19 protein-coding genes and 1 riboswitch are annotated in these 18768 nt (G+C 67.0%); of the genes, 4 read left to right on the top strand and 15 right to left on the bottom strand.

Annotation, left to right across the window (positions count from 1 at the left end):
• Nucleotides 1–179: 179 nt before the first annotated feature.
• Nucleotides 180–722: a DUF2478 domain-containing protein gene (locus ABID44_RS05225; RefSeq protein ID WP_354150642.1), complete on the top strand. Its 543-nt coding sequence runs from the start codon at nucleotides 180–182 to the stop codon at nucleotides 720–722.
• A 3-nt stretch (nucleotides 723–725) separates the two neighbouring features.
• On the opposite strand, the gene cobT is transcribed toward ABID44_RS05225, so the two are convergent.
• Genes cobT through cbiE form a run of 7 tightly spaced genes read right to left on the bottom strand, consistent with a single transcriptional unit; the run spans nucleotide 726 to nucleotide 7002 of the window.
• Nucleotides 726–1736, bottom strand: coding sequence for a nicotinate-nucleotide--dimethylbenzimidazole phosphoribosyltransferase (cobT, locus tag ABID44_RS05220; RefSeq protein WP_354150641.1), 1011 nt, complete (start codon nucleotides 1734–1736; stop codon nucleotides 726–728).
• Nucleotides 1737–1760: 24 nt separating this feature from the next.
• The gene (cobS, locus tag ABID44_RS05215) at nucleotides 1761–2516 is read right to left on the bottom strand and encodes an adenosylcobinamide-GDP ribazoletransferase (RefSeq protein WP_354150640.1); all 756 of its coding nucleotides are present in this window, start codon (nucleotides 2514–2516) and stop codon (nucleotides 1761–1763) included.
• Nucleotides 2513–3832 (bottom strand): cobyrinic acid a,c-diamide synthase CobB, encoded by a 1320-nt coding sequence (locus ABID44_RS05210; protein WP_354150639.1) that lies wholly within the window; start codon nucleotides 3830–3832, stop codon nucleotides 2513–2515. Before ABID44_RS05210 ends, cobS begins: the two co-directional genes overlap by 4 nt.
• A complete protein-coding gene (gene cobA / locus ABID44_RS05205) occupies nucleotides 3829–4635 on the bottom strand; it encodes a uroporphyrinogen-III C-methyltransferase (RefSeq protein WP_354150638.1) in 807 nt (268 codons plus the stop codon). Before cobA ends, ABID44_RS05210 begins: the two co-directional genes overlap by 4 nt.
• Nucleotides 4632–5396: a precorrin-4 C(11)-methyltransferase gene (gene cobM / locus ABID44_RS05200; protein ID WP_354150637.1), complete on the bottom strand. Its 765-nt coding sequence runs from the start codon at nucleotides 5394–5396 to the stop codon at nucleotides 4632–4634. The genes cobA and cobM overlap by 4 nt, the downstream gene beginning before the upstream one ends.
• Nucleotides 5393–5779 carry a cobalamin biosynthesis protein gene (locus tag ABID44_RS05195; protein WP_354150636.1) on the bottom strand — a complete coding sequence of 129 codons (387 nt, stop codon included), beginning with the start codon at nucleotides 5777–5779 and terminating at the stop codon, nucleotides 5393–5395. Before ABID44_RS05195 ends, cobM begins: the two co-directional genes overlap by 4 nt.
• A complete protein-coding gene (gene cbiE, locus ABID44_RS05190) occupies nucleotides 5776–7002 on the bottom strand; it encodes a precorrin-6y C5,15-methyltransferase (decarboxylating) subunit CbiE (protein WP_354150635.1) in 1227 nt (408 codons plus the stop codon). Before cbiE ends, ABID44_RS05195 begins: the two co-directional genes overlap by 4 nt.
• Between cbiE and ABID44_RS05185 the strand changes: the two genes are divergently transcribed.
• Entirely contained in the window at nucleotides 7001–7762 is a 762-nt protein-coding gene (locus ABID44_RS05185; RefSeq protein ID WP_354150634.1) for a cobalt-precorrin-6A reductase, read from the top strand. The two genes, cbiE and ABID44_RS05185, sit on opposite strands and share 2 nt — an antisense overlap.
• Here ABID44_RS05185 and ABID44_RS05180 read toward each other — a convergent pair.
• The 8 genes from ABID44_RS05180 to ABID44_RS05145 form a co-directional block, all read right to left on the bottom strand.
• Nucleotides 7729–8490 carry a precorrin-3B C(17)-methyltransferase gene (locus ABID44_RS05180; RefSeq protein ID WP_354150633.1) on the bottom strand — a complete coding sequence of 254 codons (762 nt, stop codon included), beginning with the start codon at nucleotides 8488–8490 and terminating at the stop codon, nucleotides 7729–7731. The genes ABID44_RS05185 and ABID44_RS05180 overlap by 34 nt on opposite strands.
• Nucleotides 8487–9254 (bottom strand): precorrin-2 C(20)-methyltransferase, encoded by a 768-nt coding sequence (locus tag ABID44_RS05175; RefSeq protein WP_354150632.1) that lies wholly within the window; start codon nucleotides 9252–9254, stop codon nucleotides 8487–8489. Before ABID44_RS05175 ends, ABID44_RS05180 begins: the two co-directional genes overlap by 4 nt.
• Nucleotides 9251–9883: a precorrin-8X methylmutase gene (locus tag ABID44_RS05170; RefSeq protein ID WP_354150631.1), complete on the bottom strand. Its 633-nt coding sequence runs from the start codon at nucleotides 9881–9883 to the stop codon at nucleotides 9251–9253. The genes ABID44_RS05175 and ABID44_RS05170 overlap by 4 nt, the downstream gene beginning before the upstream one ends.
• Nucleotides 9884–9885: 2 nt before the next feature.
• The gene (gene cobG / locus ABID44_RS05165; RefSeq protein WP_354150630.1) at nucleotides 9886–11223 is read right to left on the bottom strand and encodes a precorrin-3B synthase; all 1338 of its coding nucleotides are present in this window, start codon (nucleotides 11221–11223) and stop codon (nucleotides 9886–9888) included.
• On the bottom strand, nucleotides 11220–14543 hold the full coding sequence (cobN, locus tag ABID44_RS05160; RefSeq protein WP_354150629.1) for a cobaltochelatase subunit CobN: 3324 nt from the start codon (nucleotides 14541–14543) through the stop codon (nucleotides 11220–11222). The genes cobG and cobN overlap by 4 nt, the downstream gene beginning before the upstream one ends.
• Before the next feature lie 47 nt (nucleotides 14544–14590).
• Nucleotides 14591–15628, bottom strand: coding sequence for a cobalamin biosynthesis protein CobW (gene cobW / locus ABID44_RS05155; RefSeq protein ID WP_354150628.1), 1038 nt, complete (start codon nucleotides 15626–15628; stop codon nucleotides 14591–14593).
• On the bottom strand, nucleotides 15625–16044 hold the full coding sequence (locus ABID44_RS05150; protein WP_354150627.1) for a DUF1636 family protein: 420 nt from the start codon (nucleotides 16042–16044) through the stop codon (nucleotides 15625–15627). The genes cobW and ABID44_RS05150 overlap by 4 nt, the downstream gene beginning before the upstream one ends.
• Before the next feature lie 37 nt (nucleotides 16045–16081).
• Nucleotides 16082–16281, bottom strand: a riboswitch (cobalamin riboswitch).
• A gap of 28 nt (nucleotides 16282–16309) precedes the next feature.
• On the bottom strand, nucleotides 16310–17512 hold the full coding sequence (locus tag ABID44_RS05145) for a winged helix-turn-helix domain-containing protein (RefSeq protein WP_354150626.1): 1203 nt from the start codon (nucleotides 17510–17512) through the stop codon (nucleotides 16310–16312).
• Between the two features lie 314 nt (nucleotides 17513–17826).
• Between ABID44_RS05145 and ABID44_RS05140 the strand changes: the two genes are divergently transcribed.
• On the top strand, nucleotides 17827–18192 hold the full coding sequence (locus ABID44_RS05140) for an NADH-quinone oxidoreductase subunit A (protein WP_354150625.1): 366 nt from the start codon (nucleotides 17827–17829) through the stop codon (nucleotides 18190–18192).
• The gene (locus ABID44_RS05135) at nucleotides 18183–18764 is read left to right on the top strand and encodes a NuoB/complex I 20 kDa subunit family protein (protein WP_354150624.1); all 582 of its coding nucleotides are present in this window, start codon (nucleotides 18183–18185) and stop codon (nucleotides 18762–18764) included. The genes ABID44_RS05140 and ABID44_RS05135 overlap by 10 nt, the downstream gene beginning before the upstream one ends.
• Nucleotides 18765–18768: the final 4 nt, after the last annotated feature.

Here is an 18768-nt window from a genome sequence, read left to right as displayed (position 1 = left end):
TTTTGACTGGTCAGTCTTCCTGAAAACACGAAGATGAGCCCGCATTTGCCCGGATTCGCCTTGAATGAGTTTCAAATTCTCACGTCCTTGCACAAAAGGGTGCGACAGACTGTCATGAAGAAGAGCTTGATCAGGCCCGCTGCGAGGCTCAGGATGATCACGGCGCAAGGCAGGTGACAATGGTCCGAAACCCTATTGCAGCAATCACAGGCGCGGAAACGGTGGCGATCCAGGCCCTTCTGCTGAATACGGTGGCGCGTTGGCGCGCCGCTGGTCTTGCCGTATGTGGCCTCATCGAGGAAAGCGACGGGCCGACGCAGAGCAGTTGCAGTTGCGGGGTGCTGCGCAACCTCGTCACCAGCGCCCGCTTTCCAATGTATCTCGATGAGGCGCCCGCCCACACGTCGTGTCATCTCGATGAAATCGGCGTCACCACCGCCGGCGAAAGCGTGCTCGATCAGATTGCGGATGCTGACGTCGTGGTGCTGAGCAAATTCGGCAAGGTCGAGGCGGTCGGCGGCGGTCTGTTCTGCGCTTTCGAGGCTGCCGGGGCTCTGGGCAAGCCGGTCATCACCTCGGTTGCGCCCAAGCATGATTATGCATGGCGGCGTTTTGCTCCGCACGCCACGACAATCAGTTTGCGGCAGGACGAAATCGACGGCTGGCGGCAATCGGTCGTTCCAGCCGCTTCCCTGCATGGCGTTGTCGCCTCAGGTCGGTGACGTTCAGCCTTCGGAAATGCCGGCCTCGGCGAAACTCGCCATACGGGCGTGGCACTCCAACGCCGAACGCACAAGGTTGACGGCGAGACATGCGCCCGACCCTTCCCCGAGCCGCATGCCGAGATCGAGCAGGGGCTTCAGTTCGAGCGCTTCCAGCATGCGGCGATGGCCTGCCTCGGCTGAGACATGCGCCGCCAGGGTATGAGCCAGACCCTGTGCATGCAGCCGGGCCAGGGGAGCGACGGCGGCGGTGCATACGAACCCATCCAGAAGCACCGGCACGCCGCGATGGCGCGCAGCAAGCGTTGCGCCGAAGATGGCGGCCAGTTCGCGACCGCCGAGGCTCGCCGCCACCTGTAGCGGGTCCCGCAGAGCGGCGGAATGACGTCGCAAACCTGCTTCAATCGCCGTGACCTTGCGCTTCAGCCCGGCATCGTCCACCCCGGCCCCGCGTCCGGTCCAGCCCTGCACGTCGCCGCCGAACAGGGCGGCCGCGATGGCGGCGGCGGGCGTTGTGTTGCCTATGCCCATCTCGCCGAAGCAGACGAGATCGAGGTCTTCGTCCACGGCGTCATAACCGGCATGGACGGCGGCGAGGAAGGCTGCCTCGTCCATGGCGGGCTCTTGCGTGAAGTCACCTGTCGGCCTGTCGAGCTCGAGAGGAATCACGTTCAGTTCCGCGCCCGCCATACGGGCGAGCTGGTTGATCGCCGCGCCGCCATTGGCGAAGTTCGCCACCATCTGCACGGTGACTTCCGCCGGAAAGGCGGATACGCCCTGCGCGGTGACGCCGTGGTTGCCGGCGAAGACGATCACCTTCACCCGGTCCAGCTTAGGCATGTCTCGGCCCTGCCAGCGCGCCAGCCAGCCGGCAATCTCCTCCAGCCGGCCGAGGCTGCCCCGCGGCTTGGTGAGCGTGTCCTGACGTCGGGCGACAGTCGCCTGCGTCGCCTCGTTTCCGATCGGCAGATCGAGGCAGGCGGCGCGCAGTTCTTCAAGTGATTTGAAGGGCATGAGGCAAAAATCTCCGGAAATGATTCAGGAAAATGCGGAGACCGCGACCAGCAGGACGGCGATCTCTCCCAGTTGCTGGAGCGCGCCGGCGGCGTCGCCTGTCTGACCGCCAATCTGGCGGCGGCACAATGCGCCGAAACTGACGAGCAGCAGGACAAGCAGGATAAGCGCGGCGAGTGCGGCGCTGAGCCCGAGGACCAGAAGCGAAATGGTTCCGATGGCTGCGCCGAGCACGGCCGCCTCCGGCGACACCGTGCCGGCGCCGGCCGAAAGCCCGTCCGCGCGAGCGGGCGGCAAGGCATGCATCAGCGCGCCGGGAAGCGCGCGCGAGGCGCAATGGGCGGCGATGAGGCCGGCGAACACCTGTGCTGGGCCGGCGAGAGCAGCCAGTGCGCTCCAGCGCAGCAGCAGGGAGATGACAAGCGCGGCCGTGCCATAGGAGCCGATGCGGCTGTCACGCATGATCTCCAGCTTGCGCTCACGCGTCGAGCCGCCGCCGAAACCGTCCGCCACGTCGGACAGTCCGTCTTCATGCAGGCATCCGGTCGTCAGCATGGCTGCGGCGAGGGCGACGGCGGCGGCGGGACCTGAGGGCAGGCCGAACCATGTTGCGAGCGCAAAGGCGGCGGAAGCGATGACCGCCACCACCAGACCGGTAACGGGCGCAGCCCACATGGCGTCCGACAAAGTGCGGTTGCGGAAATCAAGGTTCGGCAGCGGCAGGCGCGTGAAGAAGGCGAGGCAAAGCGCGATGTCGAGCGGATTGAACCTGTCTCTCATGCGCCCGCCCGCGCTATCGCATGGAAGAACGTGCCGCCGACATGACCACGACGGCCACCAGCCGGGCCAAGCGAATTGCCCTGACCGTCCGCCAGTTCCACCAGAGCGCTGTCGGAGCCGGGGTCGGTAATCCGCGCATAGTGGAACTCGTGGCCCCGAATGGTGTCGTTGGCCTGTCCCAGAGAGCAGTCCGCCAGAAGATGCGCCTGCCGGTAGCCGAGGTTCATCTTGCGTTTGGCGAAGCTGGTGGTGTGGCCGAGCAGCCCGAGCATCCTGTGGGTAACGCCGTCCGCATCTTCCAGAGCTTCGCCAAGCACCATGAAGCCGCCGCACTCGCCATGCACCGGCTTTTCCGTCGCGAATACGGCCATGCCGGCACGGAAATTTCCGGCCGAGGCCAGCGCTCCGGCGTGCAGTTCGGGATAACCGCCGGGCAGCCAGCATGCGTCGCAATCCGGTCGCGGCGCTTCGTCGGCCAGCGGCGAGAAGGGCACGATCTCAGCGCCTTGGTCGCGCCAATGACGGGCGACATGCGGATAGAGGAAAGTGAAGGCGCGGTCCTGCGCCAATGCGATGCGTTGGCCCGGTGGGGGCAGCGCGCAGGCGAAATCGCCCCCCTGCGGCGAGAGAGGGGCCGCCAGTTCAATGACGGCGTCGAGGTCGATGGAGCGTTCGGCCATGTCGGCCATGCGGTCGATGAAGGCCATCAGATCGTCGTGCTCGCCGGCCTGCACCAGCCCCAGATGGCGTTCCGGCATGGTCAGCGTCGGGTCGCGCTCAACGGTCCCGACCACAGGCAGGCCGAGTTCTTCCACTGCTTGCGCGCACAGGCGGCGATGCCGTTCGCTGCCCAGCCGGTTCAGCACCACGCCGGCGATGCGCACATCCGGCCGGTAAGTGGCGAAACCCTTGGCGACGGCGGCGACCGTTGTGGACTGGCCCGACACGTCGAGCACAAGCAGGGTGGGAATGCCGTAAAGGGCGGCGAGATCGGAAGCGGCGCCAGAGCGGCCGGGCGTGCCCGGAATCCCGTCGAACAGGCCCATGGCGCTTTCCAGCACCACGATGTCGGCATCCTCGGCGGCGCGCCGGGCAAGCCCGTTGAGCAACGAAGGGGCCATCGCCCAACTGTCGAGATTGACGCCGGCGAGGCCGGTCGCGGCCTCATGGAAGCCCGGATCGATATAATCCGGCCCGGACTTCGCCCCGCGCACGCGCAGGCCCCGGCGGGCCAGCGCCCGCAGCAGGCCGATGGTGACGCTGGTCTTGCCCGAGCCCGAACGCGGCGCGCCGACAATGATTGCGCGGGCCGTCATGGCTTGCCCGCCAGTTTTTCGCGCAACGCCACGATGTGACCCACCACGATCAGTGCGGGCGAGGCGATCTGCTCGCGCTCGGCTGCCTCAACCAGCGTGCCGAGCGTCGCCACCACGGTGCGCTCTTGCGCCAAAGTGGCGTTTTCGATGAGCGCCGCCGGCGTGTCGGGCGATAGCCCGCCGGACAGGAGGTCGGCTACGGTCGCGGCCAAGTGGGTGAGCCCCATATAAATGACGATGGGCTGGCCGGTGCGGGCAAGGGCGGCCCAGTCCGGCCGGTCATCCGAGACGGCCGCAAAGCCGGTGGCGAGGATGACCGCGCCGTTGACGCCGCGCATGGTGAGGGGAATGCCCGCCGAGGTGAGCCCGCCGAAAGCGGAAGTCACACCCGGCAGCACGCGATAGGTGACGCCGGCTTCCACCAGCGCGTGGGCTTCCTCGCCGCCGCGCCCGAAAACATAGGGGTGGCCGCCCTTCAGCCGCACTACCTTGCGGCCTTCCCGGCCGAGCTTGACCAGCAAGGCGTTGATCTCTTCCTGCGGGATGGAGAGCCGCCCGCCGCGCTTGCCGACGTAGAATTTCTCCGCCTGCGTGGCGATGGCGACGATCCGGGGCGACACCAGCGCGTCATGGACGACGGCGTCCGCCTGCGCCAAGGCACCGAGCACGTCGAGGGTCAGCAGACGCGGATCGCCGGGGCCTGCGCCCGCCAACCAGACATGGCCGGGTTCAAGCACGCGCGGCTCGAAATCGAGACGGGCCAGCGCTTCGGCAAGGGCGGTTTTGGCGGCGTCGACGCTCATGCGCCCTCCCTGCCGCGAAAGCGGCGTTGATAATAGGCGTCGTAGAGCGAGCTTTCGGAAAAATCCTCGGCGGCCAGCGAGCGGCCGACGAAGATGATGGCCGAGCGCTCGATGGGGTTCTGGCCAAGTTCCCGCGCGATGGTCGCCAGCGTGGCCCTGACGATGCGCTCTTCCGGCCACGAGGCGCGGAACACCACGGCCACCGGGCAATCCGCTCCGTAAAGCGGCGTCAGTTCCGCCACCACCTGTTCAATGGCGTGGATGGCGAGGTGGATGGCAAGCGTGGAGCCGGTGCGGCCGAAGGCGGCGAGCGTTTCGCCGGGCGGCATCTTCGAGGCGCGGCCGGAAACACGGGTCAACACGAGGCTTTGCGCAACTTCCGGGATGGTGAGTTCACGGCCGAGCGCGGCGGCGGCCGCTGCGAAGGAAGGCACCCCGGGGGTGAGCGTGTAGGGAATGCCGGCGCGCTCCAGACGGCGGATCTGCTCCGCCACCGCGCTCCACACCGAGAGGTCGCCCGAATGCAGCCGCGCCACATCCTGCCCGGCCGCATGGGCGGCGCGATATTCGGCCTCGATTTCGTCCAGCGACATCGGGGCGGTGTCGACCAGCTTCGTGTCCGGCCCGCAATGCCGGAGCAGTTCGGGCGAAACGATGGAGCCGGCATAGAGGCACACCGGGCAGGAGGCGAGCAGCTTCGCTCCGCGCAGGGTGATCAGGTCGGCGGCGCCCGGTCCTGCGCCGATGAAATGGACGGTCACGGTTCTTCTCCGTTGACGGCTATGGCGCAAGTCACCGGTCCGTGTACGCTGCGGGGTCCCAGCAGCCGCGATTTCTGGCCGGCGGCGGCAAGGGCGGCCGTTTCCGAAACGGACGGTGTTCCCGCTGCGGACAGCGATGCCGTCGACCGGGTCAGGCCGCGCAGCGAAACCAGTTGCAGGGCGGGGCCGTCGACAAGGAAGACGGGGAGGCGCAGCGCGTTGCCTGCCTCGATGATCGCCTGTTCGCTGGCTTTCAGCCTGGCGGTTGCGAGACCCGACAGCGAATCGGGTGACAGACCATAGGGTTCGAGGGCGGATTCGACAGCTGCCATCACCTGCTCGCGCGAGACGCCCTTGCGGCATCCAATGCCGGCGACGATCATGATTTTTCCCAGCTCCATTGCGTGATCGGCATGGCCGGTTTCCAGCCCGTCATGCTGCCGACGGGGGCGGCGCGCGCCACCGAAATACGGCTGAGCGCGCCGCCCAGTTCGGCATGGCGGGCGATGAGCAGCGCCTCCATTTCGAGCGTGACGGCATTGGCGACGAGACGTCCGCCGGGGCGCAGCGCCCCGATTGCCGCATCGAGAACGCCCGGATCGCTGCCGCCGCCGCCGAGGAAGATGGCGTCTGGCGTTTCCAGATCGGCCAGCGCTGCGGGGGCTGCGCCGTGAATGACGGTCAGGCCGGGCACACCAGCGGCGGCGGCGTTGCGGCCGATGCGGGCCACGCGAGTCGCTTCGACCTCGATGGCGATGGCGCGCAATGAGGTGTGGGCCAGCATCCATTCGATGGCGACGGAGCCGGAGCCCGCGCCAATGTCCCACAACAGTTCGCCGCGTTGCGGAGCCAGTGCCGAGAGCGTCAGCGCCCGCACCTCGCGCTTGGTGATCTGGCCATCATGCTCGAACAGATCGTCGGCGAGGCCGGGGGTGAGCGGCAGGATGCGCGCCTGCGATGTTGATTCAATCTCCAGCGCCAGAACATTGAGCGGGTTGATGTTTTCGAGGCTGAAGGCATCGGCGCGTGCGCTGCGGAGGCATTCGTTCGGGCCGCCCAGCGCTTCCAGAACGGTGATGCGCGAGGAGCCGAATCCGAGTTCGGCAAGCAGCGTAGCGACTGCTTTCGGAGTGGTCCCGTCCGAGGTCAGCGCAATGATGCGTGCGTGCGGATGCAACAGCGGGCGGATAAGGTCGATGGAGCGGCCATGCAGGGAAACGGCTTCGACGCTCTGCAAGGCCCAGCCCATGCGCGCGGCAGCGAGAGAAACGGCCGAGGGCGCGGGGAGGGCGCGCATCTCTTCCAGCGGTATTTTCCGCGCCAGCGTGACGCCGACACCGTGGAAGAACGGATCGCCGGAGGCCAGCACGCAGACGTTGCGGCCGGCAAGGGCCATCACCGCGCTCATGGCCGCGTCGAACGGCACCGGCCATTGGCGCGCTTCGCCCTTGATGAGCGGGCGGCCAAGTTCCAGATGCCGGCTGCCGCCGAATACAAATTCTGCGGCCGCGATCGCCTGCTTGGCCTCGTCGCCGAGACCGGATATGCCGTCCTCACCAATGCCGACGATGGTGAGCCATGGGCGGGAAGGAGCCTCAGCCGACATGCGCATTCTCATTCTGGGCGGAACGGCGGAGGCCCGGCAAACCGCGGAACGGCTCGCGGCCGCGCCCGAACTCCATGTCACGCTTTCGCTGGCCGGCCGCACCGAAAACCCGGTTCGCCAGCCGGTTCCGGTGCGGATCGGCGGCTTCGGCGGGGCAGAAGGGCTGGCGCGACATCTGGCCGAGCAGCGAATCGAACTGCTGATCGACGCCACGCATCCCTATGCCGCGCGCATTTCGGCCAATGCGGCGGAGGCGGCGAAGCGGGCTGGCGTGCCGATACTGGCTTTGCGCCGCCCCGGCTGGCGGCACGGGGAAGGCGACCGCTGGACCTGGGCGGATGATGTGACGGACGCGGTGAGGGCGCTTGGAGCAGCTCCGCGCCGCGTGTTCCTGAGCATCGGACGTCAGGAGGTCGGCGTTTTCGCGGCCGCACCGCAGCATTTCTATCTTATCCGCAGCGTCGATCCGGTCGAGCCGCCGCTGGCCGTTCCAAACGCGCATTACCTTCTTGCGCGCGGGCCGTTCGCGGTGGAGGCGGAACACGAATTGCTGGCTTTGCATGGTGTCGACGCCATCGTCTCCAAGGACAGCGGCGGGAGCGCCAGCTACGGCAAGATCGCAGCGGCAAGGACGCTCGGCATCGAGGTAATCATGATCCGTCGGCCGGAACTGCCGCAGGCGCCGTCGACCTCCACTGTCGGGGAACTGGTTGCGAAGGCTTGCGCTCATTTCGGCCTCGTCGCGGCGCGCGGCGTGTAGACCAGCGCCGGCTTGTCGCCGCGTCTGATGATACGTGTTTCGGTCGAGCCGACGATGATGCAGGTGGCCATGTCGGCCATCTCCGGTTTTGCATCGGCCAGCAGGCAGGTCTGCATGCGTTCGTCCGGCCGGCCGGCGGCGCGGCCGAACACCACCGGCGTGGTGCCCGGAAGGATGGCGGACAGCGCCTCGAAGGCGCGGCCAAGCTGCCAGGGGCGCGACTTGCTGATGGGATTGTAGAGCGCGATGACGAAACCCGCGCCGGCTGCCGCCAGCAGGCGCAGTTCGATCAGATCCCATGGTTTCAGATTGTCCGAGAGCGAGATGGCGCAGAAATCATGGCCGAGCGGAGCGCCGACGCGCGCCGCCACCGCCAGCATGGCGGTGATGCCGGGCACGATCTCGATGTCGAGCGCCTTCCATACCTCCGGACCAGTTTCGATCGCCTCGCAAACGGCCGCCGCCATGGCGAAGACGCCGGGATCGCCGCCGGACACGACGGCGACGCTGTGGCCCTCGGCGGCCTTCTCCAGCGCCTCTTTTGCGCGCGCCAGTTCCTCGCGATTGTCCGAGGCGATGCGGGTCTGGTCGGGCCGCAGGTCGAGCCGCTCGACATAGGGCTTGTAGCCGTAGAAGAAGGCGGCCTGTTCGACAGCCCTGCTGGCTTGCGGCGTCACCTGTGTTTCATTGCCGGGGCCGAGCCCGATGATGGCGAGGCGGCCGCTCATACCACGACTCCCGAAGCGCGTTCGCCCGGCCGGTTTTCCCAGCCGGCGACGAGGATGATGCTGAAATAGGGCGCGGCATCGTCATGCTTGTCGGCAAGGCGCATGGACGCGCCGTTGGCCATGGTGCCGCGCTCGACATAGATCGCCTTTTCCAGCCGGTTCGAGGCGGCCAGCGCCCGCCTGATCTTGGGCAGGTTGCGGCCCACCTTCATGATGACGGCGGCGTCGGTGTCGGCAAGGCGGCGCGCGAGCTCACCCTCGCGCATGGTGCCGGGCAATACAGTCAGCACATCGTCGCCCTGCACGATGGGCTGGCCGGTGGCCGACCAGCAGCCGGACATGGCGGTGACGCCGGGGATGACCTCGGTGGGGAAGCGGTGAGCGAGGCGCACATGCAGGTGCATGTAGGAGCCGAAAAACAGCGGGTCGCCTTCCGACAGCACGGCGACGGTGCGCCCGGCCGAAAGATGTCCGGCCACCTTTTCCGCCGATTCTTCGTAGAAGGCGAGAATCTGCGCCTTGTAGTCGGCGTGATCCTTGTCGATCTCGGTGGTGACCGGATAGTGCAGCGGCAGTTCCACTGTGCCCGGCCTGATATGGCCTTCCACGATGGCGCGCGCATTGCCGTTGGAATTGCGCTTGGCGAAATGCGCGACGACATCGGCCTCAGTCAGCGCCCGCACCGCCTTGAGCGTCAGCAGTTCGGGGTCGCCGGGGCCGGTGCCGACGCCGATCAGCCGGCCGGAGGTGGCGAGCGCGCTCACAGGCCCGGTCTCGCCAGCGCGTTCAGGGCGGCTGCGGTCATGGCGCTGCCGCCAAGCCTGCCGCGCACGATGGCGTAGGGCACGCCACATGAATCTTCAGCCAGCGCCTCCTTCGATTCCAGCGCGCCGACGAAGCCGACCGGCATACCGATGATGGCTGCAGGTTTCGGCGCGCCGTCGCGCAGCTTCTCCAGCAGGTAGAAGAGCGCGGTGGGCGCATTTCCGATGGCGACGACCGCGCCCGCCATGCGTTCTTCCCACAGGTCAAGCGCGGCGGCGGAGCGGGTGTTGCCGATGGCCTGGGCGATTTCGGCCGTGCGCGGATCGCGCAATGTGCAGATCACCTCGTTGTCGGCCGGCAGGCGCGCGCGGGTGACGCCGCGCGCCACCATCTCGGCGTCGCAGAAGATGGGCGCGCCGGCTTGCAGCGCCGCGCGCGCCGCCTCCACGAAGCCGGGACCGAATGCGAAATGCCTCGCCGCTTCGACATCGCCGCAGGCATGGATCATGCGGATAGCGACATCGGCCTCCTGCGGCGAAAAGCGCGACAGGTCCGCCTCAGTGCGGATGATGGCGAAAGAGCGCTCATAGATGGCGTTGCCGTCGCGTATGTAGTCGTAGGCGGTCATTCTCATCCCTGCATGAAGGCGGTGGTTATGGCGGCAGCACCCAGACGGGCGAGGCATGCCGCGACGGTTTCGCCGGATCGGCGGCTCTGGCGCGCCAGCGAAGCGATACTGGCGATGCCGGCCTGTGCGTCGGAAGCCACCTTGTAGCTCGCCGCCGGCGATCTGGCAGTGGCGTCTAGCGCGATTCCCGTGCCCTCGTCATGGCCGACGAGGGTGAGCGCGGCTGGGGAGGGGTGCGCGCAGCCTTTTGCGCAGCCCGAGACGTGGAGCGTGAAGGAGCTGTCGAGCAGGCCCGCATGGTCTGCGGCTATGCATTCGGCCAGTGCGCGCGTGGCGATCCGGCCCGAGGCGCAGGCGGGAGCGCCCGGACAGGCGACGATGGACAGACGCGGGTCATTGGCGTGGGTGACGAAGCCGAGGGCGGCGGCGGTTTGCCGGAGCGTTGCGCAGGCGGCGGCGCTCATGCCGGGAAACAGCAGCGCGCGGGATGGAGCAGGGCGGATTTCGGTTACGCCGAGAGAAGTCGCGCCTTGCGCAAGCGCAATGATGTTTTCAGCGTGCATCGAGCCGAAGGGCAGGGCGACGCCGAGGGCGCAGGTTCCGTCCGCCAACGGGAAAACGCTGACGGGGGCGCCCGTTGGCCGCAGTTGAGAACCATCCGGCGTCGGCAGGCCAGAGAGAGCTATTCCCCCAACGATGTTATGCGGGTCGACCAAATCCCGTGCCCTTGCCTCGCGTCCCAAAACGGCGACGGCTTCGAGAATGGCGACGGTTGCGGCACAGGCTTCCGCCTTTGGGACAATGCCGAGCGGCTGGGCGCTCGCCGCAGTGCCGCCGATGGAAAGAAACCATGTAACCGCGTCGCCGCTCCGGACGGCGACAAGCCGCACATCGGCCAGCACGGCATCCATCGGCAGGCGACCGCCGCCATCGACCACCACGGACACCTTCGGGCCAAGCCGCGCGCCAAGTCCGGCTTTTTCGATGGCTGCCCGGATTTCGTTGGCCAGCGGGCGCGGGTCGGCGATCTCCTCGGCGTCGATGCCGGCCAGCGGGCCGGTCTCGACAGGCACGCCGGTGCGCACGTCAATCTCCAGCATATCGGCCTCGCGGGCCAGCGCCCGCGCCGATGAAGGGGTGAGACCGCGAATCTGGACCGAGCCGCGCGCCGTCACCTCGATCACGCCGCTGCCATTGCGCAAGGCCGATTCGCAGAGTCCGATCAAGGCGTTGGGGGGCAAACTTCCAGCAACGGTGTTGAGTCGGGCGAGCAGGCCGTCGCCGGTCTGCATCGGGGCGGAAAGGGCGGGGCAGGCGCCGCGTCTGGCGAAGGCGTTCATGCCGCCACCTGCCTTGCCTCGGCGATGAGGGCCGCAAGATCGTCGTCTATGGAATTGCGCAGCGGATGCCACAGGCCGCGCCGTCGCGCGGAGAGAAAACGTTCGGCGATGAGCGCAGCCGCTTCGCGATTTTCGCGCAGCAGGAAGGCGCGTACTTCGCTGTCGCCCAGATAGGCGTCGTGAACGGCCTCGATCAGCGCGCCCGATATGGCGTGCGTGGTTTCGGCGAAGCCGATCAGGCGGTCCACCGTCTCGGCGAATTCGGAAGCGCCACGCGGGCCGTGCCGCATCTGGCCGGCGATGAAGCGCGGATTGACGGCGCGGGCCCGCACCACGCGGGCGACCGCTTCCGACACCGAGCGCGGCTTCGGTTTTGCCGGGTCAGACGTGTCGAGCACAATGACGTCGGCATTACGGCCGAGCGCCGCAAGAGCGGCCGAGAAACCGCCGATGAAGGCGACATCGGCGGAGCCTTCGAGAATGTCGCGGCCGGGATCGTCGCCGGTGTGAACGAGCAGGTCGGCTTCCGACAGCCGGTCCGCGAATGCGCCGGGGGCAGCCACGCCTTCGCCTTCCGCGCCGCCATAGGCATGGGAGGCGCTGTCCAGATAGGCGCGCCCGATCTCGTCGCGGCTTTCCCAGTCGCCGCTGGCAAGCAGGCTTTCGATGCCCGCGCCATAGGTGCCGGGCGAGGAGCCGAAGATGCGCGGGCCGACCCGCCCTTCGGTGCGGGCGAGCGCTGCAAGCGGGTTTTCGTCATCGGTTTCGTCGCGGGTGGCGACTGCCCTTGCGGCGGCGTCGATCAGCGCGATCTGGGTCGGGAACATGTCGCGGAACAGGCCGGAGATGCGCCAGGTCACATCGACGCGCGGCCGGCCGAGCACGGCCGGCGGCAGCACCTCGACGCCAGTCACGCGGCCCGTGGCGGCGTCCCATTGCGGGCGGCAGCCCATCAGTGTCAACCCCTGTGCGATCTCCTCGCCGCCGGTGCGCAGCGAGGCCGAGCCCCACAGGTCGATGACCAGCGAGCGCGGCCAGTCGCCATGGCTCTGGAGGTAGGCCGTCACCACCTCGCTGGCCGCCGCCTTGCCGAGGTCAAAGGCGGTCGGTGTCGGCATGGTTCGTGGATCGGCGGTGAACAGGTTGCGGCCGGTGGGCAGCACGTCGGTGCGGCCGCGCGCCGGCGCACCCGATGGGCCGGCGGTGATGTGGCGGCCATCGAGGGCTGAGAGCAGTGCGGCTTTTTCCGCTTCCGCGCTTTGCATACGCAGCGGATCGTTTTCATCCGGCTGGTCGCGGCCGTAAATGTGCAGCCCGTCCTTGATGGCGAAATCCTTGAGGTCGCAGAGCCAGGCGTCGATACGGCGCAGGGCCTCGTCCGGTGCGTCCGTGGTGGAGACGCCGGCTTCGACGGCGAGACCGGTTTCGGCGGCGGTCTCGACGATCAGCTTCGCCAGCCGGTCGCGGCGGCGGCGGTCGAGGCCGTCGGCCTGCGCATATTCATCCACCAGTCGCTCCAGTTTTTGCTGGTGCTCGTCCAGTTCGCCGCTAACCAGCGGTGGCGGCAGATGGCCGAGCGTGACGGCTGAAATGCGCCGCTTGGCCTGCGCTGCCTCGCCGGGGTTGGAGACGATAAAGGGATAGACGACCGGCAGCGGACCGGTGACGATCTCGGGGAAGCAGGCTTCGCTGAGCGCCACCGTCTTGCCCGGCAGCCATTCCAGCGTGCCGTGCGCGCCGACATGGACGATGGCGTGCGCGTCGAGCGCCTTCTGCACCCACAGGCCGAAGGCGACCAGTTGGTGGCGCGGGGGCAGGGTGGGGTCATGATAGTCGGCCCGGCGGTCCTCGGAGCGGCCGCGATCGGGAGCGAGGGCGACCGTGACATTGCCGAATGTGGCCGCCCGGAAGGAGAAGCGCGTTTCGGTTGGTTCTCCCCAGGCCTGCGCCACTGCCTCGCGCGCCTCACCCGGCAACTCGGCGAACCGGGAGCGGTAATCGTCTACGGTGAAGTTGTGGCCTTCAGCGTCGAGCAAGTCGAGCAGGGCGCGCGGCGATTGCGGAATCCGGTCAACTGCATAGCCGGCGCTCTTCAGGTCGTGCAGCATGGCGAGCACGCTGTTCGGCACATCGAGCCCTACAGCATAGCCGGTGCGGCCGGGCGCGCTCGGATAGTCGGGGAGGAGGATGACGATGCGCCGCTTTGCCGGCGGCGTGGCCCGCAGCCGCAGGAAAGCGCAAAGCCGCCGCGCCACCTGCGCGATGCGGTCGGGCGCCGGCTGGTTCACATAGGCGCGCAGACCGAGCGCCGGGTCGGCATCCGTCTCCGCCTTCAGGGAGATGACGCCGGCCATGACGCGCCCGTCAAGTTCAGGCAGCACGGCATGCATGGCGAGGTCGGCGGGCGCGAGGCCGCGCTGGCCGCCTTCCCATGCCTCACGCTTCGTCGTCGCGACGACCACCTGAAAAACCGGAACGCCGGTGCGGTCGAACAGCGTTTCCGCACCCGCTTCAGCGCCGGAGGCGAAGGCCGTGGCGGTGATGATGGCGGCCGGCCGAAGAGCCGCGACTGCCTGCTCGACGAAGGCGAGGGAGGTCGCGTCCTTCAGGCTGGAGACGAAGACAGGAACCGCCACGACGCCGGTGCGGCGCAATTCGACTGTCAGCGCATCGATGGGGGCGATGTCGTTCGCCAGAAGCATCGAACGGTAGAAAAGAACCGGCACGACGGGCGCTTCCCCACCGATGCGCGGCGTTTCGACGACGCCTGATCCGGGTTCGTAAAAGCCGGCCCTCGGCACGGGTTCGGGCGCTGCGGATTCGGCCTCATGGCCTGCAAGCATGGCCAGCCGGCGCACCAGCGCCTGCATGTTGGCCGGCCCGCCCTCGCGGAAATAGCCGAGCAGCAGGGCGAGCTCCTCGCGCGGCAGGGTGGAGGCCTGCATCAGCCGCTCGTCCTCCTCGCGGCATTCTCCGGGCAGCAGGGCCAGCTTGACGCCCCCGGCGCGGGCGGTGGCGGCAAGCTGGTCGCAGCCGTAGCGCCACCAGTCGTAGCCGCCCAGAAGCCGCACCAGAATGACTTTTGCGTGGCTCGCGACGCTGTCCACCCACAGGTCGACCGACATGGGATGGCGCAGGTCGCGCAGGGCCGCCAGCCGCATGGAGGGCAGGCGGTCCGCTTCTGCTTTCCATGCCGAGGCCAGCGCCGCAAGATCGCTGTCCGTGAAGGACAGGGCCACCACGTCGCCCGGTGTCTGGCGCAGGTCGACCGGCTCGATGACGTCGTCGAGCGAGGCGGAACTGGTGGTCAGGATGTGCATCGTTCAATCCTGATGAATGGCCTGATGAGTGGCGTCCTTTGCCTTGTTCAGCCTGCGAGTATGGTCTCGATGGCCGGACGGTCGAGACCCTTGAGGCCGATCACCACCAGCCGCGAGCGTCGGTCATCCCCGGTTGCCCAGGCGCGATCATAATAATGATTGACGCGCGGTCCGACAGCCTGAACCAGCAGACGCATCGGTTTTCCCGAAACCTCGACGAAGCCCTTGACGCGCAGCACATCCTCCTGCTCGGCGGCGGCGGCGATACGGCGCGCCAGCTCCTCGGGGTCGGTCACCGCGGGAACGTCGATGACGAAGGTGTCGAAGTCGTCGTGCTCATGATCGCCCGCGCCGTCATGATGCGACTTGCGGTTTTCTATGTCGTCCTCGACAGCGAGGCCGAGGCCGAGCAGGATCGACGGATCGACCTTGCCATGTTCGGAGGGAACGACCTTCACGGCTGGGGTGATATGGGCGTCCACGATCTTGCGGGCGCGGGCGGCGGCGGCTTCGTCCAGCAGATCGCTCTTGGACAGGATGATGAGGTCGGCGCAGGCCACCTGATCCTCGAACACCTCCTCGATCGGGTCGTCATGGTCGAGCGATTCGTCCCCGGCGCGCTGGGCGGCGAGCGCGTCCATGTCGGAGGCGACCTTGCCCTCGGCAAGTGCGGGGCCATCCACCACGGCGACCACGCCGTCGACGGTGACGCGGCTTTTCACCGTCGGCCACTGGAAAGCCTGCACCAGCGGTTTCGGCAGGGCGAGGCCGGAGGTTTCGATCAGGATGTGATCGACCCTGGGCGTGCGAGACAGGATCTGGTCGAGCGCCGGCACGAAATCGTCGGCCACGGTGCAGCAGATGCAGCCATTGGCCAGTTCCACGATGTTTTCTTCCGGGCAGCTATCGATGCCGCAGCCTTTCAATATCTCGCCATCGACGCCGACGTCGCCGAATTCGTTGACGATGAGCGCGAGGCGTTTGCCGTTGCTGTTCTCCAGCAGGTTGCGGATCAGCGTGGTCTTGCCGGCGCCGAGGAAGCCGGTGACGACGGTGCAGGGCACACGGGTGGCGTTTGCGGTCATGATCTGTCCTTGAGGAGAGTGAGGGGAGGGATGCGCGCAACGAGGCCGCGCTTGAGCGAATCGGGACGACCGCGCCATGGAATCTTGCCGTCATCGGCGTCGGCCAGCAGGCTGGCACCGGCGACCAGATCGGCCCCGCAATCTTCGGTGAGATCGCCGAACACGTAGCTCCATGCGCCTTCCGACAGGATCGAGGCGCTTAACCTGCGCTTGCAGTTGCCGAGGCATTCTGCCGTGCGCACCTCGACCGGCAGGCCGGCGGCGGCCCGGCGCGCATCCTCCGCCAACTTTTCACCGGCGCGCGGATGCGCATCCGAGCCGGTGGCGTCGCGGCAGGAGATGCACACGATGATGGTCGTGCCGGCTCCTGTGGCGCTGGCGGCTGGTTCCGTCTGAGTGGGCGGGCCTGAATCCAATATCTGCTCCTTGCCCGGGACACCCGCCAGGCTTTCGGCTCGTTCCTTGCAGACGGCAGGTCTCCTGGCTCGCGGGTCGTCGCCCTGTCGCCGCCTTCCCGGGTCCGCACCCAGTGGCTGTCGGCTGAGGCTCGTCGCTTACAGTTGCGGGGACAGCTGCGGGTTCGGGGTCACCTCACCGCATTCCCTCTTAGCTCCCCTCCTTGGGAAAGGGAGACCGTCTGGGCGGATTTAGGCTTGGGCGGGTCCGGCTGTCAACTTGCGGCTACGACACGAGCATGTCCGCCAGCGCCGGGCCGAGATTCCCGGCGGGGATAATCTCGATCCGGTCGAGATTCAGCCAGTCGCGAAACTGCTCCAGTTCGGCGAGAAGAGCTTCAGCGGTTTCGGCCGGTGCCCCCTGTTCGGCGTATGCGGCATGGACGCGCAGCACGCCCGCCCCGCGGTCGGCCCTGAGATCGACGCGCGCGACGATCCTGTCGCCGAGCAGAAAGGGCAGGACATAGTAGCCATATCGTCGCTTGGCGGCCGGCGTGTAGATTTCGATACGGTAGCGGAAGCCGAACAGGTTTTCCGTACGATCCCGCTCGAACACCAGTGGATCGAAAGGCGCCAGCAGGGCGCGGGCTTCGACCCTGCGCGGCCGGCGCGCGTCGCGGTGCAGGTAAGCCTGCCGTGACCAGCCCTTGATGGCGACGGGAATCAACTCGCCTTCCTCGACAAGCTCGGCAATGCGGGGGGCCGCTTCAGTGGCGGAGAGCCGGAAATAATCGCGCAGACATGCGGCGGTGGCGATGCCATGGGCGCGGGCGGAGATGCGCAGCAGTTCGCGCTGGGCGTCGGCTGTAGCTGGAACCGGCGTGTCGAGTATGGAACGCGGCAGCACCCGTTCGGGCAGGTCATAGACGCGTTCGAAGCCGCGTCGGCAGGCCGTTGTGACCCTTCCGGCCCAGAACAGCCATTCGAAGGCCGCCTTGGCGTCGCTCCAGCCCCACCAGCCGCCCGAGCCCTTGTGGCCTTCCATGTCGGATGCGGCCAGCGGCCCGTGCGTTTCCACTTCGCGGAAAATCTCTTCGACGAAATCCGAGCGCTCCCGGCCGAATCTGGCCAATGTGCGATACATCTCCTCGCCGCGCGCTGCTTTTTCCATGCGCCAGCGCAGCAGCGGATATGTCTCCAGCGGCAGGAACGATGCCTCATGCGCCCAGTACTCGAAAAGCAGGCGTCTGGCCCCCGGACGGGTGGCTTCATCCAGAAGAGAGAGAGGGTAGGGGCCGAGCCGGGAATAAAGCGGCATGTAGTGCGCGCGCACCACCGCGCTGACCGAGTCGATCTGCAGCAGACCGATGCGCGACAGCGTGCGGGAAAGGCGCCGGCGATCCAACGCAGCCTTTGCGCGCCCTCCGCCGAAGCCCTGCGCGGACAGGGCGATACGGCGCGCCAGAGCCGGGGAGAGGGTTTCCTTCATGCAATCCAAACCTATCTCAAGTCATGGTTTACGGCAGCCCGATTCCAGCAATCTAGCAGCCGAGGCTCGTGGATGCTGTCAGGACTAAAAGTGGAGTAAAAAGTGAAGGAAATCAAAGATGATCAGTTTTGTCGCAGATAGTGTGCAGTGCAGCGTTTTGGTCAAGGTTTGACTTGCTTCGGCAATCCGGCTGCGCTAACCCTCGCCGCGTTGCAGCAGGGGACCAAATGGTTCCGGGCAAATCTGTCACGCTTCCGTAACAGGGCCGGCTGCGCTAGTTTCAGGCGGATCCGCCGCCAACGGAAAGTTGCAGCATGAACGAATTGTTGAGTTCGTATCTGCCGATCGTCATATTCATCGGCGTGGCGCTGGTAATCGGGCTGGCACTCATCGTGGCTCCGTTCCTGGTCGCCTATCGTGATCCCGACCCCGAGAAGCTGTCCGCCTATGAGTGCGGCTTCAACTCGTTCGACGATGCGCGCATGAAGTTCGACATCCGCTTCTATCTGGTGTCGATCCTGTTCATCATCTTCGATCTTGAGGTGGCTTTCCTGTTCCCGTGGGCCATTTCGTTCGGCGACATCGGCATGCTCGGTTTCTGGTCGATGATGGTGTTCCTTGGTGTTCTCACCATCGGCTTCATATATGAGTGGAAGAAAGGGGCGCTGGAATGGGATTGATCGGCAATTCCGGCACGCTTGTCGCGCCGCAGCCAAAGGGCGTTCTCGATCCGCGCACCGGCAAGCCGGTCGGGTCGGACGATCCTTTCTTCATCGGCATCAATGACGAGCTGGCCGACAAGGGATTTCTCGTCACCTCGACCGAGGCGCTGATCACCTGGGCGCGCACCGGCTCGCTCATGTACATGACGTTCGGTCTGGCCTGCTGCGCCGTCGAAATGATCCACTCGGCGATGCCGCGTTATGACAGCGAGCGCTTCGGCATTGCGCCGCGCGCCTCGCCTCGCCAGTCGGACGTCATGATCGTGGCCGGCACGCTGACCAACAAGATGGCCCCGGCGCTGCGCAAGGTCTACGACCAGATGCCGGAGCCCCGCTATGTGATCTCCATGGGATCGTGCGCCAATGGCGGCGGTTATTATCACTATTCCTATTCGGTGGTGCGCGGCTGCGACCGCATCGTGCCCGTCGATATCTATGTGCCCGGCTGTCCGCCAAGCGCCGAAGCGCTTATGTACGGCCTTCTTCTGCTGCAGAAGAAGATCCGGCGCACCGGCACCATCGAGCGGTGACAAG

Origin of the sequence: Aquamicrobium ahrensii (assembly GCF_040545755.1) — a bacterium.
Lineage (GTDB): Bacteria > Pseudomonadota > Alphaproteobacteria > Rhizobiales > Rhizobiaceae > Mesorhizobium > Mesorhizobium ahrensii.
This window is presented reverse-complemented; position numbering and strand designations above follow the sequence as displayed.